The organism is Aeromonas salmonicida, from assembly GCF_028355655.1.
GTDB lineage: Bacteria > Pseudomonadota > Gammaproteobacteria > Enterobacterales > Aeromonadaceae > Aeromonas > Aeromonas salmonicida.
The window spans coordinates 1023196-1038320 of record NZ_CP110645.1; the positions used below are offsets into that span (position 1 = coordinate 1023196).

The following is a 15125-nucleotide window of genomic DNA, read 5'->3' on the forward strand; positions in this document are numbered from 1 at the left end:
GAGCTTTTACAGTGACCGAGCGGATTGTCTGCCAATAAACAGACTATCCAGTGAGTAATGCCAGGAAGGACAGGCAGGTCATCGGAATTGACTAGCCGCACAAGAACAACAAGGACGAGGTTTCACCATGCTGTCGTATTTCTTACGTCGGATGCTTTTGATCATCCCGACGTTTCTCGGTATCACCCTGCTCGTCTTCTCCATCACCCGCTTCGTGCCGGGCGGCCCGGTCGAACGCATGCTGTTGCAGGCTCAGGTCTCACAGAATGAGACCGGGCGATCCAGTGGCAGCAAGGGGGCTCAGGCGCTCTCCGATGAACAGATCGAGGAGTTGAAGGCATTTTACGGGCTGGACAAGCCTATGCTGGTCGCCTATTGGGAGTGGCTGCAGAAGCTGGCTGTGCTGGATCTGGGGGAGTCGACCCGCTACTACGAGCCAGTGTGGGATCTGATAAAGGACAAGCTTCCCGTGACGGCCTTTTTCGGGTTGGCGACCTTTCTGCTCAGTTATGCGGTATCAATACCGCTCGGGGTTGCCAAAGCCCTCAGGCATAACAGCAGCTTCGACTCTTTAAGCTCAATGCTCATCTACATGGCCTATGCGCTGCCCGCCTACGTGGTGGGGATCTTCCTCATCACAGTGTTCGCCTTCCATCTGGAGTGGCTGCCCATGGGCGGTTTTCCGGGGGACGACTTTGAATCTATGGAGAGTAGTTGGGATCAGGTCCGCACCGTCTTTGCCCATGCCCTGCTGCCGCTCATCGCCTACGCCATCGGGGATTTCGCCATCCTCACCATGACCATGAAAAACAGCCTGATGGAGAATCTGTCGGCGGATTATGTGCGTACCGCCGTGGCCAAGGGGTTGCCGTTTCGCAAGGCGGTCACCGACCACGCCATGCGCAATAGCCTGATCCCCATCGCCAGTCACTTAGGGTCCGTGCTCACCGTTTTCTTCGGCGGCTCCTTCCTCATCGAGACCATTTTCAACATCGACGGCATAGGCTTGCTTGGCTACGAGGCGATCGTCGAGCGGGATTACCCCACCGTCATGGGCATTCTGGCCATCACCTCCATGCTGATGCTGATAGGCAATATCGTTTCCGATATCTGTGTAGCCCTTGTTGACCCACGCGTGCGGTTTGGAGAATAACCATGAAGCTCAATCCGGTTACGCTGAAAAAACTCAAGCGCTTCAAGTCGATCAAGCGCGGTTTCTACTCGTTTGTCATCTTCACGGCCCTGGTGGTGCTCTCCCTGCTGGCGGAGCTGCTGGTCAACAGCCGGGCACTGATGGTGAGCTATCAGGGCCAGCTCCACTTTCCCACTTACGGTGATGTGATCCCGGGCCAGCACTTCGGGCTCGATTACGAGTACGAGACCAATTACCGCCAGCTCAAGGCCAAGTTCGCAGCACAAGGCAAAGGTGACTGGGTACTGCTGCCGCTGGTGCCCTGGAACCCCTATGAGCAGGACTTCAAGGAGGATGCCTATCCCCCTTACGCTCCCAGTGTGGCGGAGCGCCACTTCCTTGGCACCGACACCAGCGGTCGCGACGTGCTGGCGCGGCTGGTGTACGGTTTTCGCATCGCCATCGGCTTTGCCTTTATCGCCCTGGCGGCCAGCTATGCCATAGGGGTGACCATAGGCTGCATGATGGGGTTCCTCGGCGGGCGCTTTGATCTCATCCTGCAACGCTTCATCGAGATCTGGTCTCAGGTGCCGTTTCTCTACGTCATCATGATCCTGGTGTCGCTGGCCAAACCCAACTTTGGCCTCTTTGTCGGCATCAATGTGCTGTTTGGCTGGATGGGGATCACCTGGTACATGCGTACCCTCACCTACAAGGAGCGGGCGCGAGACTATGTGATGGCGGCGCGGGCCCAGGGGGCCACCACCAAACGCATCATCTTCAACCACATACTGCCCAATACCCTGATGATGATCGTCACCCTGGCGCCGTTTGCCGTGGTGGGCAACATTTCCACCCTGACGGCGCTGGATTATCTGGGCTTTGGCCTGGCGCCACCGACCCCAAGCTGGGGGGAATTGCTCTCCCAGGGCATCAACAATCTGGATGCCATCTGGATTGTGAGCTCAGTGGTGGCGGCGGTGAGCCTGGTGCTGATCATGGTCTCCTTTATTGGCGAGGGGATCCGCGAGGCGTTTGACCCGCGCAAATTTACCCGTTATCAGTGAGGAAGCGGCGCCACATCGCGTTGGTATACGCTGGCTACGAACAGTAATTAATGAAGGGCGGGCTGCCACCACAGGCGGACCGGGAGCAAGGGATAAACCCGTTATCAATCAAGACCCCCAGTGCAGGGGCTAGACTTGGAAGTCAAACATGAACAATAAAATCAAATGGATAGGTGCTCTTTTTCTACTGGTGAACGGATCCTGGGGTTGGGCCGTCAGCCTGCCCGCGGATCTCAAGTGGGAGACCAACGATACTGACCCGACATTCGCATCTCCCAAGGCGCTGCCCGGTGGTGCCATCACCATGTTTGTCGACAGCTTTCCCCTGACGTTTCGCACAGTGGGGCCGGACTCCAATGGTTCGTTCCGCTCCTATATTCTGGATAACCAGCTGCGACTCATCAGTTTTCACCCCAATACTGGCAATCCCATACCATCGCTGGCGACTCATTGGGCCATAGCACCAGACAGCCAGACCGTCTATTTCAAGCTGGATCCGCGCGCCAAGTGGTCCGATGGCAAGCCGGTTACCGCCGATGACTACACCTTCGGCTACGAGATGATGCGCTCCAAAGAGATCCGGGCCCCCTGGTTCAACAACTACTACACCACCGAAGTGGTGGCGGTAGACAAGATTGATGCCCACACCATTCTGGTCAAGGCGGGCAGCCGCAAGGCCAAGCTGGACCTGCTCAACACCACTGAGCTGTGGCCTCAGCCCAAGCATTACTACAAGCTCACGCCCAACTGGGTTAAGCAGTACAACTGGGCCGTGGTCCCGACCACGGGTCCCTATGTGATGAGCGAGGTCAAGAAGGGCAAGTCCATCACCTTCAGCAAGCAGCAAGACTGGTGGGCCAAAGACGATCGTTACAACCAGCACAGATTCAATATCGACACCATCAAGGTGCAGGTGATCCGGGATCACAACATAGCGTTTCGCCACTTCCTGAAGGGGGAGCTCGATACCTTCGAGATGATCCTGCCCAACTGGTGGCATGAAAAAGCGGTCACGCCGGAATACAAGAAAGGGTATGTGCAGAAGGTGATGGCCATGACCGACACCAAGCAGGGGGGGCAGGGGGTACACCTCAATGTCAGTAACCCCAAACTGTCGGATGTGAACGTGCGCCTTGGCATTCAGCATGCCATGAACCTCGACAAGATGATCGAGACGGTACTGCGTGGCGACTATGACAGGGCGACCACTTTCGGCTCGGGTTTCGGTGACTTTACCGACATGTCACTGCCAAGCCGGGCTTATGACATCACCAAGGCACGGGAGTACTTCGCCAAGGGCGGCTACAACAAACCGGGGCCGGACGGCATCTTGCAAAATGACAAGGGCGAGCGGCTGACCCTGGTGCTCACCTACACCACCCAGGAGCACTCCAAGCGACTGACTGTGCTCAAAGAGGAAGCCAAGAAGGCGGGCCTGGATCTGGAGCTCAACCTGGTGGATGGCGCCACCGGCTTCAAGGTGATGCTGGAGAAGAAACACGAGGCAGCCTGGCTCGGTTGGGGCGGCGGTGGTCTCTATCCCCAGTATTGGGAATCCTTCCATTCGGCCAACGCCAACAAGCCCCAGACCAACAACTTGTTCAACGTGGCTGACAAGGAGCTCGACACTCTGATCGACGCTTACAACATAGAGTTCGACATGGCCAGGCGGGCCGGGATTTCCCGCCAGATCCAGCAACGTATTTACGATTTGGCCATCTTCGTGCCCGGGGTACAGCTCAACTATGTGCGGGCCAGCAGCTGGCGCCATGTGATGCTGCCCGAGGTGCCGGCCACCAGAAATACCCCGGATCAGCTCTACTGGCCCATGGATGGCTACCCCCACAGCAGTGGCGGTCTGCTTTGGCTCGATCCCAAGGTGAAGGAAGAGACCCTGAAAGCCAAGGAGGCAGGAGAGGCGCTGGCGCCCATCAACCTGCTCGACAAGACCTATGCACATCACTGATGCCATTGAGAAGGGAGCGGCAGTTATGCCAACCATACAGGCTCCCATCCTCGACGTCCGAGATAATGGGGTGAAGTTCACCGTTGATAACGGCCAGAGCAGCGCCTCTATTCTCGAGGTACGTGATCTCGAGGTGGAGTTCGCCGTCGACGACGGCAAGATAAAAGTACTCGACGGGGTCAGCTTCTCTGTGGCCCCGGGCCAGACTCTGGGGATAGTCGGCGAGTCCGGTTGCGGCAAGAGCGTCACCTCGCTCGCCATCATGGGGCTCTTGCCCAAGCCCCATGGTCAGGTGGTGGCGGGTTCCATCCGCTTTCAGGGAGAGGAGTTGCTCACCCTGGCGCCGGATCAGATGTACAAGGTTCGCGGTAACCGTATTTCGATGATCTTTCAGGAGCCGATGACGGCGCTCAACCCGGTGCAGACGGTCGGTGATCAGCTGATGGAGGTGTTTCGCCTCCACAGGCCAGAGTACAGCAAGGCCCAGCGCAAGGAAGCGGCTATCGCCATGCTGCAAAAGGTGGGAATACCTGAGCCAACCCAGCGCTTTGCCGTCTACCCCCACAATCTGTCGGGTGGTATGCGCCAGCGGGTGATGATTGCCATGGCGCTCTCTTGCGAGCCGGACCTGCTCATCTGTGACGAGCCGACCACGGCGCTTGATGTGACCATTCAGGCCCAGATCCTGGAGCTGATGAAAGAGCTGCAGGCCCAGACGGGCATGGCCATCATCTTCATCACTCACGACCTTGGTGTGGTGGCGGAGCTGTGCGACGAGGTGGTGGTGATGTACGCCGGCCGGGCGGTGGAGCAGGCCGATGTCTTTGAGCTGTTTGACAGTCCGCGCCATCCCTATACTCATGGTTTGATGAGCTCGATCCCTCGGCTGGAAGATGTGCCCAAGAGCCTGCTAAAGACCATCAAGGGTCAGGTGCCCGCCCTGCACGAGATGCCGGCCGGGTGTCGTTTTTCCAATCGCTGTCCACACGCCACCGAGCTCTGTGTGATCGCCATTCCGGCGACTGAACAGCTCAATCCCCACCACAGGGTTGCCTGTCACCATTGGAAGGAGCTGGCCGTATGAACACGCTTTTATCCGTGCGGGATTTGAAACAGCATTTTCGGCTGGGCGGTGGCTTTTTGCGCAAGCACTACACCGTTTATGCGGTGGATGGCATCAGTTTCGATCTGAAACAGGGGGAGACGCTTGGGCTGGTAGGGGAGTCAGGTTGTGGCAAGTCCACCCTGGGTCGTTCACTGCTCAAGTTGTTCGAGCCGACTGCCGGCACCATCAGTTTCGAGGGGCGGGATATCACCAAGCTCTCGACCAGAGAGATGCGTTCCCTGCGCCAGGAGATGCAGATGGTGTTTCAGGATCCTGCAGAATCCCTCAATAGCCGCCATACGGTGGGCCAGATCCTGGAAGAGCCCTTCATCATCCACGGCAAGGGCGACAGCCAGCAGCGGCGAGAATGGGTATTGGCGCTGCTGGACAAGGTCGGTTTGCCGAAAAGTGCGGTGGATCGCTACCCGCACGAGTTCTCCGGCGGCCAGCGTCAGCGCATCGGCATCGCCCGCGCCATCGCCCTCAAGCCCAAGCTGCTGGTGTGCGACGAGGCCGTATCGGCCCTCGATGTGTCGGTGCAGTCCCAAATCGTCAATCTGTTGCTCAACCTGCAGCGGGAGATGAACCTCGCCATCATCTTCATCGCCCACGACCTGTCGGTGGTGAAACACATCTCGGATCGCATTGCCGTCATGTATTTAGGAAGGATTGTCGAGCTGGCGGATGCGCAAACCCTCTACCTGTCCCCTCGCCATCCCTATACCCAGGCGCTGATCTCGGCCATTCCGGTACCGGATCCGCGCCGTCGCAACCAGCGCATCCTGCTGACCGGCGATGTACCTTCTCCCATATCGCCTCCCAGCGGTTGCCACTTTCATCAACGTTGCCCCCATGCCACGGATCTGTGCCGCAATACGGCACCGAGCCTGCAGATTTGTGATGGGGATGCCCATGAGGTAGCTTGCCACACCCCCTTGCCGGTGGCTGAGGCGGTGCCGTTGGGAAAGGCGGTGTGATGTCGCTGCCGGCGTCACAGCTGGAAGGCAGGGAAGAGAAGCAATAAAAAATGGGGCCTGTAGGCCCCATCTTCATGGTTGGAGTTCAGGTTTGGCCGTGGAACATCTGGCCAGGGCAGGACAGCGGCCCCGACATGGGGTGGCTGTTGTACGGATTATAATGTGTGTAATTTTACTACTTTTAATGTACTTCCCTGATGCATCAGGCACCGTAACGGAAGTAGTACTCACGGGTTGACGGGGCGTAGGTGTCTTTCTCTACGGCGCCTTTTTTGCTGGTTGCACCCTTAAGGTGGAACAATACTGCCAGGTTCTCAAACATATATTCACCTCATCGCTCTGTTATCTAATTGTTGTTTGTGACCTGAGTCACAATTTGATCCTATGGCCTTATGTGATATGGATCAACTTTTTGAGTGGTAAAGTTACATAAATCATGGAAAAGGTTTTCAAACCCAGTTCTGTTCATGGAGACGGTTTCAGAGACATGCATCGCTGGATGGGGGTATTGGGATGCTCAAACAGATGAAGGGCGGGTGGATCAAAGAAGGGGACCTGCAGATGCGCCGATCCGACTCCTCGGGAGTGTGCTGGCACGGCTCCGCGGGTGACGGTTGCAAAAAAATACCCCGCACTGGGCGGGGCATAAATCATAGTGCTAGCGGACTAGCCTATTCTGCGAAAGATCAGAGGCCGACTCCCGCTGATGAGCTTGCAGGTTTACTTGGCCGGGATCTGTTCCAGCACATGGACCAGCAGCTGCCAGAAGCGCTCGACGGCCGGGATATGTACCTTCTCGTCCGGTGAGTGGGCGCCACGAATGGTCGGGCCGAAGGAGACCATGTCCCAATCCGGGTAGGCGCTCTTGAACAGGCCGCACTCCAGGCCTGCGTGGATCACCATGACGTTGGGCATCTCGCCGAACAGGGTCTGGTAGCTGTTGCGTACCAGTGCCATGACGGGGGAGTCCACATCTGGCGCCCAGCCAGGATAAGCGCCGGTAAATTCACAGCTGGCACCGGCCAGATTGAACAGGGAGCGAGTCATCTGTTCGACGCTCTCGCGACCGGAGTCGATGAGGGAGCGGATCAGGCACTGCACATAGACCTCACCTTCGAGCGTCTTGATGACGCCGAGGTTGGTGGAGGTCTCGGTGACGCCCGGGATGGCATCGCTCATGCGGATAACGCCGTTCGGGCAGGCCATCAGGGCGTCCAGCAGACGGGCCTGCAGGGTCTCGCTCATCAGTTTGGCCGGTTTGTCTTGAGCCGTGAGCAGCACTGTCAGGTTGGCTTCGGTGGCGGTCAGTTCGCTCTGGTAGATACCGGCGTAGCGATCGACCAGGGCCTTGAATTCATTGACGTGAGCAGCGGGCACCAGCAGCTTGGCGCGGGCTTCGCGCGGGATGGCGTTGCGCAGGGTGCCGCCGTGGATCTCGGCCAGACGCACGCCCAGTGGCTCGGCAGCCTTGAGCAGGCGTACCAGCAGCTTGTTGGCGTTGCCACGACCGCGGTGGATGTCAACGCCGGAGTGACCGCCACGCAGCCCCTTCACCTGCAGTTCAAACCCTTCACCTTCGGTAGTGGCTACCATCTCCAGCGGGAAGCGAATATTGGCATCCACGCCACCGGCGCAACCCATGTAGACCTCGCCATCCTCTTCCGAGTCGGTGTTGAGCAGAATTTCGCCTTCCAGCCAACCCGCTTCCAGTCCGAATGCGCCCGTCATGCCGGTCTCTTCGTCCGTGGTCAGCAGCACTTCCAGCGGGCCATGCTTGAGGCTCTTGTCGGCCAGCACGGCCAGGCAGCCGGCCATGCCCATGCCGTTGTCGGCACCGAGGGTGGTACCGCGGGCCGTCACCCAGTCACCATCTATATAGGCATCGATGGGATCTTGGGTAAAATCATGCCGGGTATCGGCGTTGGCCTGGGGCACCATGTCGATATGGGCCTGCAGCACCACACCCTTGCGGTTTTCCATCCCGGGGGTGGCCGGTTTCTTGATGATGATGTTGCCCACGGCATCTTGCTTGACCGCGAGACCTTCCTCTTGGGCCCACTGCACTATCCAGGCGCTTAAGCGGGCTTCGTGCTTGGAAGGGTGGGGAATGGAGCAGATCTGCTCGAAGAAATGCCAAATCAGTTTGGGAGAGAGAGAACTAAGCTGTGCCACGTCGGGACTCCTTACCAGCAAGGAAAATGATTGGGCCCCATCAACGGGCCGGGGAAGAGGATAACGATAATACAGTCAATCACACAAAAATGTGAGCGAACAGCGCAAATTGCGGGCGGCTTGTGCTGGCAATCTGGCGGTTCACAGCGTGCAGCCGATGTGTGAGTGACCAGATCCAGCACAAAAGAAATTATGTGACGCATATCACAAAAATATTGTGTTTATGGCGCCGACTGGTAAATTAGTGACCGTGGTTCGCCACCCGTCAGGATGACGAGGAGTGCCTCCAGGGAACCGAAGCAAAGCAAGTGCGCCTCCATGGAACCGAGTATCTGTTCAAGGATTTGAGCCCGCATTAAAGGTACGTAACTTGTTAAGCAATCAGGAGTTTTACTATGTCCGGCAGCAATTCAACCTATTGGTTTGCCCAATCACTTTATACCCAGGGTTATAGCTACCCGAATCCCTTCGCTTACCGCTAAGCCAGGGGGGCCCACAGGGGCAACACGCAAGATGCAGCAGCAGGTGAGCGAGGAATCTATCCTCCCCCTGCTATTTTTTTATCTGCAATTGGCGCCAGTGTCTGGTTATGCAGCGAGCATGGCAGGCCAAAGCCGGATCGCGCGAGCGGGATGACGCAGTTTTTTCCTGTATTTCGCATACGTTTGCCAGTCAATTTATCCGCAAACGGTGCTATCATTCCGGCCCAACAGCCTGTCTGGGGTCTTTCCTCCAAACGACATGGCCGCCAGCTATGCCCATCCCGCTTTCATTGAATCCGTTTTTGCTGCCGAGGTCCCAGCCCTGAGGCAGCCAACGTGCAAGCCGAATTCGGGAGACAGAGGCGCCAGCATTGACTCAGCCGCGCGTGAACGCGAGGCGATTATTTTTTAAGTAATTGTTTTATATAACTCTTCGAGATCGATAACATGCCGAAAAAATTCTACGTCTCATGGGATAACCTGCAACGTGAAGCGCGCCGTCTGGCCCGTCGTCAACTGCCTGTCAGCCAGTGGAAAGGGATCATAGCGGTTAGCCGTGGTGGTCTGGTGCCCGCCGCGCTGATGGCTCGCGAACTTGGCATCCGTAATGTCGAAACCCTGTGCATCTCCAGCTATGACCACAACAACCAGCGTGATCTGGTGGTGGTGAAGGCTGCCACCACCGCAGGTGATGGTGAAGGCTGGCTGGTGGTGGACGATCTGGTGGATACCGGTGGCACTGCCAAGGCAATCCGCGATCTCTATCCCAAAGCCAAGTTCATCACCATCTTCGCCAAGCCGATGGGTGAGCCGCTGGTGGATGATTTCGAGGTCGCCATTCCGCAAGACACCTGGATTGAGCAGCCATGGGATATGGCGCTGGAATTCGCCCATCCAATCTGCGACGAAGAGTAATCACCACACAGGGCTCCCATCCGGAGCCCTGTTTTTTTGTGGTGTAACTGGCTGCCTGGCGTGAAAAGTGGTTAAGATGGGACCACTGCCTGACAGTATGAGTAATTGCTTTGGACTTGAATGATGACCTTAACCTGACCGAAAAGCTTTTCACCCGGGTAAAGAAGGTGCTGGAGACGTCTGAAATCTCCAACAGCAGCCCGGTGGAAGAGCAAGATGCCAATCTGGACGAAACCTATATCGACGGTTCCATGTCGTCACACTGGTATCGTCTGCTGCGCCGACCCACCTGGGCCTGGCAGGGGGCGGATCCGGTCGAAGTGGAACAGACCCTGGCTTGCATCGCCATGGGAAAGGGTGAGCGCACCCACGAGCGTTATCTGGATACCATCAAGGGATATGTGCCCGGAAACTGGATCTACGAGTGGAGTCTGCTGGCTGGCAGTTACTTCAAGCAGGGGCGGGCACTCGCGGAGCAAGGTGACTCGGCGGCAGCCCTCAAAGATCTGCTCAAGGCGGTACGCTACTACTCCATCGCCAGCTATCCCCATCTCAAGAATGACGAGCTGGCCGATCAGGCTCAGCTGCTCTGCAACATGGCTTACCGCGAGGCTGGCCGTCTGTTCAAGGTCCCCCTCAAAGAGATACAGGTGCCATTTCGTGGCAAGAGCATTCAGGGCTATCTGCATCTGCCGACCATCGACAAACCCGTGCCTCTGGTCATCGTCAGCGGTGGCATAGACTCCTTGCAGGTCGATTTCCTCAGCCTTTACCTCAAGTATCTGGAACCCAACGGCATCGGCATGTTGTCGCTGGATATGCCGGGCATCGGCTATGCCGAACACTGGCCGCTGGTGCAGGACACCAGTCGCCTGCATCAGGCAGTGTTGAACCATCTTTCCGAGGTTGCCTGGGTCGATCATCAGCGCATCGCCATGGTGGGCTTTCGTCTGGCGGGCAATGTGGCGGCACGGCTGGCCTTCATCGAACCTTTCAAACTCAGAACCGTCGTCTGCATCGGTGCCGGCGTCAATCAGGTGTTCACCAATCAGGAGATGTTTGCCCGCTGCCCGCGCATGATGCGCGACGGACTGGCGAACCGCCTTGGGGCCGATGCGGCTCAGTGGGAGTTGCTGCGCACCAAGTGCCAGGTATTTTCACTCAAGACGCAAGGATTACTGGGGACTCGCACTTCCGTGCCGATATTAAGTATCGGACACAAGAAGGATTTTATTTGCCCCGAGCAAGATGTACGGGCGTTGGCAGCCGCCAGCCACAATGGCAAGGCGGTGGTGTTCGACAAACAACCCTTGCTGGAGGTGTACGACGAGGCGTTGAAAGAGATGATCGACTGGCTTAAAAAACACCTATGCACATGATTTAGCGCTAAAAATATAACGTCACCCAGGTGATGTGGCTTGTTCAACAGGGAGGTTAACATGTCAGAAAGAGTGACCTACAAGCGACTGCTGAGGCAGTTTGCAGCGATCGGCCCCTATTTACGTGAGGACCTGTGTGAAGAGGGCCGTTACCGTTTCGATTGTCTTTCCGTCTGTGTCAGTGCCAAGCCGGCACCGGACAAGCGGGAGTTCTGGGGCTGGTGGATGGTGCTGGAACAGCAGGATCGCAGCTTCAGTTATCACTATCAGGTCGGTTTCTACAATGCAGAAGGGGAGTGGATCAACAAGCCGTTGCCCAAGAAGCACCAGGCAGAAGTCGAACGAACCCTCAACCGCTTCTACAAGCTCATCAGTGACAAGCTCACCTTGCTGGAGTGCCATCTGGCCCCTTCCGAGCAGGTGACCAACGAGCTGGCGGTCACCGCCGCCTGATGATCTGATGCCCTGCGAGTTGTCCATTCACTCGCAGGGCCATCTTTTCCACACTGCTTTCCTCCACTCACCCACTCTCTCTTTAGTCCTGGTCGATGCTGTTGCAAGTCAAGCCTGCCTGGCCCCTTCCTTTATCCGAGTACAGCTCGCGGGCTTAATTGCCTTGCAGGGCAACAGGGCCGTGGGTATAAAGGGATTCCTAATTTTTCAGCCTTCTTGCTCCCATGGAAAACAGAACCATAGTCGTCAAACTGGGCACCAGCGTGCTCACAGGGGGATCTTCCCAGCTTAACCGTGCCCACATGGTGGAGCTGGTCAGACAGTGTGCCGCCTTGCATCGTCACGGCCATAGAGTCGTGGTGGTCACCTCGGGGGCCATTGCCGCCGGGCGTGAACATCTGGGTCACCCTCCGCTGGCGCCGACTCTGCCCAACAAGCAGATGCTGGCGGCGGTAGGCCAGACCCAGCTCATCCGGGTATGGCAGGACTTGTTCAACCTCTATGGGCTGCATATCGGTCAGATGTTGCTGACCCGCGCCGATCTGGAGGACAGGGAGCGTTACCTCAACGCTCGCGATACGCTGCGTACCCTGCTCGATCATCGCATCATTCCCGTCATCAACGAGAACGACGCCGTGGCAACCGCCGAGATCAAGGTGGGAGACAACGACAACCTCTCGGCTCGTGCCGCCATCCTGGCTGATGCCGATCTGCTGATCCTGCTGACCGATCAGACAGGCTTGTTCACTGCCGATCCGCGCAGCAACCCTGATGCACAGCTGATAGAAGAGGTGCAGACCATAGACGACACGCTGCGCAAGTTGGCGGGTGGCAGTGTCGGCGGGCTCGGCACTGGCGGCATGGCGACCAAGTTGCAGGCGGCCGACGTGGCGCGCCGTGCCGGGGTCAAGGTGGTGATCGCCACCGGCCAGATGCCCGAGGTGATCGGTCGTCTCGCCAAAGGTGAGCGTATCGGTACCCTGTTCCCGGCGCTCGCTTCCCCGCTGGAAGGACGCAAGAGCTGGATTTTGGCCGGTCCGCCCCCGCACGGTGAAGTCCAGGTCGATCAAGGCGCTGTTGCCGCCATGCAGGACAAAGGCTCCAGCCTGCTGCCCAAGGGCATAGTCTCCGTGAAGGGCGACTTCGTCCGGGGCGACGTGGTGCGCATTCTCGATCCCAAAGGCGTCGAGCTGGCGCGGGGCATCTGTCGCTATGATCACGTCGAGCTCAACAAGCTGCGCGGCGTGCATTCGGACAGCATCGAGCAGGTATTGGGTTACGGCTATGGGGCCGTGGCCATTCACAGAGATGATATGGTACTGCTCTAAGGCCGTTCGATAGAACGGGATAAATGGTCCATTCGCAGAGACGATATGGTACTGCTCCAGGGTGGTACCCAGAGTCGAGAGACAAAGGGATTAGGTTATGAGTCTGGAAAAAATGGGGCAGGCTGCCCGTGAAGCCGCCTATCAGCTGGCGACCATCAGTACGGCGCAGAAAAATCGGGCGCTGGCTGCCATTGCCGACGAGCTGGAAGCACGCAGCAGTCAGATCCTGGCTGCCAACGAGAAAGATATTGCGGCGGGCCGCGAGGCAGGCCTCTCCGAAGCCATGCTGGATCGCTTGCTGCTCAACCCGGCACGCCTTGCCGGGATAGTGGCCGATGTGCGCAAGGTGATCACCCTGGATGATCCGGTCGGTGCCGAGATAGATTGCCGGGTGCTGGAAAACGGCCTGCGCCTCTCCCGCCGTCGGGTTCCCATCGGCGTCATCGGCGTCATCTACGAGGCGCGCCCCAATGTGACCATAGATATCGCCAGTCTCTGCCTCAAGACAGGCAATGCCAGCATACTGCGTGGCGGTCGCGAGACCTTCCACTCCAATCTGGAACTGGTGCGGGTGATCCAGGCCGCGCTGGCTGCGTCCGGCTTGCCTGCCGAAGCGGTACAGTACATCGACAATCCGGATCGGGCGCTGGTGGGCGAGCTGCTGCGTCTCGATCGCTATGTGGACATGATCATCCCCCGTGGCGGCGCCGGGTTGCACAAGATGTGCAAGGAGAACAGCTCCATCCCCGTCATCATCGGTGGTTTTGGCATCAGCCATGTCTTCGTGGACGAGAGTGCCGATCCGGTGCGCTCACTGGCGGTCATCGAGAATGCCAAGGTGCAGCGCCCCTCGGCCTGCAATGCCCTCGATACCCTGCTGATGCATGAGAAAATAGCGGCGAGCTTCTTGCCGCAACTGGTCCGCCTGATGAACGAGCGCCAGGTGACCCTGGTGGCCGCTCCCAACGCCATGTCACTGCTGGCTGGTGCCGACAACCTGTGCGAAGCAGGCCCGGAAGACTTCGATACCGAGTGGCTGGGGTTGACCCTGGGGGTCAAGCTGGTGGCGGACGTGAACGAAGCGCTGGCCCACATGCGCGAGCACAATGCCGGTCACTCCGATGCCATCCTCACCAATGATCTCGCCAATGCGGAGCGTTTCGTGAACGGCGCCGGTTCGGCTGCTGTCTACGTCAACGCCTCCACCCGTTTCACCGACGGTGGCCAGTTTGGCCTGGGTGCCGAGGTGGCGGTGTCGACCCAGATGCTGCATGCCCGCGGCCCTATGGGGTTGACCGAGCTGACCAGCTACAAATGGGTGGGATTGGCGGACTATCTGATCCGCGCTTGATAGCACAACCAGAACGCATTGCATGATGCCGACCATGGTCGGCATTTTTTTTTCTTGCGCCCCATCAGGGGCTTGCATATAACTATCCAGCAGGCTGTGGCGATATTTTGCACACTGCGCTACCAACAAAAACGGGAGCAGATTCAAGGATGAAGCAAACAGATTGGATAAAGCGATTTGGTGCGCTCTGGTTGAGCTTGCCGCTCCTGTTCGGAGCGATCTGTTTCAGTGCCAGCAGCCATGCCAGTTGGGATCAGGATCTCTATCGTCAGCTTGGGTTGGCAGGCAAGCTCGACAAGCAGGTGTTTCGCAAGGCCATCGACAGTTACCAGAGCGTGCGCCACAAGCGCAAACCCATCCTCACCATCATTGATTACACCAAGCCCTCGACCCAGCGCCGACTGTTCGTGATCGACGTGAAACGCCACAAGTTGCTCTACCACACCTGGGTCAGCCATGGTCGCAATTCAGGTGAGCTGGCCGCTCGCCAGTTCTCCAATCAGTTGAATTCCAGGCAGAGTTCCCTCGGTGTCTATCGCACCGCCGAGACCTATCAGGGGAAGCACGGCTATTCACTGCGTCTCGATGGCCTGAGCCCGGGCAAGAACTGCAATGCCCGCAAGCGGGCAATTGTGGTGCACGGGGCCAGCTATGCCAGCCCGCAGCATCTGCGCAAATATGACAAGCTGGGTCGCAGTTGGGGCTGCCCTGCGCTGCCCAAGGAGCTGTCCAGAGCCATCATAGACACCATCAAGGGTGGCAGCGTCATCTACGCCCACGGTTGAGCGCGTTTCTGAA

The 15125-nt window shown here is 57.9% G+C and carries 12 protein-coding genes; 11 read left to right on the forward strand and 1 reads right to left on the reverse strand.

Translation table 11 applies throughout. The features are described 5' to 3' along the window. Positions 1-127: 127 nt before the first annotated feature. The 5 genes from ONZ54_RS05070 to ONZ54_RS05090 all read left to right on the forward strand — a co-directional run bounded on the left by ONZ54_RS05070 (position 128) and on the right by ONZ54_RS05090 (position 6247). On the forward strand, positions 128-1153 hold the full coding sequence (locus ONZ54_RS05070) for an ABC transporter permease subunit (protein WP_334312719.1): 1026 nt from the start codon (positions 128-130) through the stop codon (positions 1151-1153). Between the two features lie 2 nt (positions 1154-1155). Beyond that, positions 1156-2199: an ABC transporter permease gene (locus tag ONZ54_RS05075; protein ID WP_271787616.1), complete on the forward strand. Its 1044-nt coding sequence runs from the start codon at positions 1156-1158 to the stop codon at positions 2197-2199. A 148-nt stretch (positions 2200-2347) separates the two neighbouring features. Beyond that, the gene (locus tag ONZ54_RS05080; protein WP_271787617.1) at positions 2348-4165 is read left to right on the forward strand and encodes an extracellular solute-binding protein; all 1818 of its coding nucleotides are present in this window, start codon (positions 2348-2350) and stop codon (positions 4163-4165) included. A 25-nt stretch (positions 4166-4190) separates the two neighbouring features. Then, positions 4191-5249: an ABC transporter ATP-binding protein gene (locus ONZ54_RS05085; RefSeq protein ID WP_271787618.1), complete on the forward strand. Its 1059-nt coding sequence runs from the start codon at positions 4191-4193 to the stop codon at positions 5247-5249. Then, on the forward strand, positions 5246-6247 hold the full coding sequence (locus ONZ54_RS05090; protein ID WP_017412679.1) for an ABC transporter ATP-binding protein: 1002 nt from the start codon (positions 5246-5248) through the stop codon (positions 6245-6247). Before ONZ54_RS05085 ends, ONZ54_RS05090 begins: the two co-directional genes overlap by 4 nt. A gap of 720 nt (positions 6248-6967) precedes the next feature. Here the strand turns inward: ONZ54_RS05090 and ONZ54_RS05095 are convergent. After that, on the reverse strand, positions 6968-8419 hold the full coding sequence (locus tag ONZ54_RS05095; RefSeq protein ID WP_271787619.1) for an aminoacyl-histidine dipeptidase: 1452 nt from the start codon (positions 8417-8419) through the stop codon (positions 6968-6970). A 929-nt stretch (positions 8420-9348) separates the two neighbouring features. Between ONZ54_RS05095 and gpt the strand changes: the two genes are divergently transcribed. The 6 genes from gpt (at position 9349) to ONZ54_RS05125 (ending at position 15112) form a co-directional block, all read left to right on the forward strand. Next, positions 9349-9816 carry a xanthine phosphoribosyltransferase gene (gpt, locus tag ONZ54_RS05100; RefSeq protein WP_005317860.1) on the forward strand — a complete coding sequence of 156 codons (468 nt, stop codon included), beginning with the start codon at positions 9349-9351 and terminating at the stop codon, positions 9814-9816. Between the two features lie 110 nt (positions 9817-9926). Beyond that, the gene (gene frsA / locus ONZ54_RS05105; protein ID WP_271787620.1) at positions 9927-11195 is read left to right on the forward strand and encodes an esterase FrsA; all 1269 of its coding nucleotides are present in this window, start codon (positions 9927-9929) and stop codon (positions 11193-11195) included. Between the two features lie 60 nt (positions 11196-11255). Next, complete coding sequence (gene crl / locus ONZ54_RS05110; protein WP_271787621.1) at positions 11256-11648, forward strand: sigma factor-binding protein Crl; 393 nt, start codon at positions 11256-11258, stop codon at positions 11646-11648. Between the two features lie 224 nt (positions 11649-11872). Next, complete coding sequence (gene proB, locus ONZ54_RS05115; protein ID WP_219597731.1) at positions 11873-12976, forward strand: glutamate 5-kinase; 1104 nt, start codon at positions 11873-11875, stop codon at positions 12974-12976. A 97-nt stretch (positions 12977-13073) separates the two neighbouring features. After that, the gene (locus ONZ54_RS05120) at positions 13074-14327 is read left to right on the forward strand and encodes a glutamate-5-semialdehyde dehydrogenase (protein ID WP_271787622.1); all 1254 of its coding nucleotides are present in this window, start codon (positions 13074-13076) and stop codon (positions 14325-14327) included. Between the two features lie 149 nt (positions 14328-14476). Continuing rightward, on the forward strand, positions 14477-15112 hold the full coding sequence (locus ONZ54_RS05125; protein ID WP_005317845.1) for a murein L,D-transpeptidase catalytic domain family protein: 636 nt from the start codon (positions 14477-14479) through the stop codon (positions 15110-15112). The last annotated feature ends 13 nt before the right edge of the window (positions 15113-15125 follow it).

Bases quoted from the DNA above. Each gene is read 5' to 3' on its own strand.
- proB (WP_219597731.1), top strand. From the start codon at position 11,873: ATGGAAAACAGAACCATAGTCGTCAAACTGGGCACCAGCGTGCTCACA.
- ONZ54_RS05120 (WP_271787622.1), top strand. From the start codon at position 13,074: ATGAGTCTGGAAAAAATGGGGCAGGCTGCCCGTGAAGCCGCCTATCAG.
- ONZ54_RS05085 (WP_271787618.1), top strand. From the start codon at position 4,191: ATGCCAACCATACAGGCTCCCATCCTCGACGTCCGAGATAATGGGGTG.
- ONZ54_RS05080 (WP_271787617.1), top strand. From the start codon at position 2,348: ATGAACAATAAAATCAAATGGATAGGTGCTCTTTTTCTACTGGTGAAC.
- gpt (WP_005317860.1), top strand. From the start codon at position 9,349: ATGCCGAAAAAATTCTACGTCTCATGGGATAACCTGCAACGTGAAGCG.
- ONZ54_RS05090 (WP_017412679.1), top strand. From the start codon at position 5,246: ATGAACACGCTTTTATCCGTGCGGGATTTGAAACAGCATTTTCGGCTG.
- ONZ54_RS05125 (WP_005317845.1), top strand. From the start codon at position 14,477: ATGAAGCAAACAGATTGGATAAAGCGATTTGGTGCGCTCTGGTTGAGC.
- ONZ54_RS05075 (WP_271787616.1), top strand. From the start codon at position 1,156: ATGAAGCTCAATCCGGTTACGCTGAAAAAACTCAAGCGCTTCAAGTCG.
- crl (WP_271787621.1), top strand. From the start codon at position 11,256: ATGTCAGAAAGAGTGACCTACAAGCGACTGCTGAGGCAGTTTGCAGCG.
- ONZ54_RS05070 (WP_334312719.1), top strand. From the start codon at position 128: ATGCTGTCGTATTTCTTACGTCGGATGCTTTTGATCATCCCGACGTTT.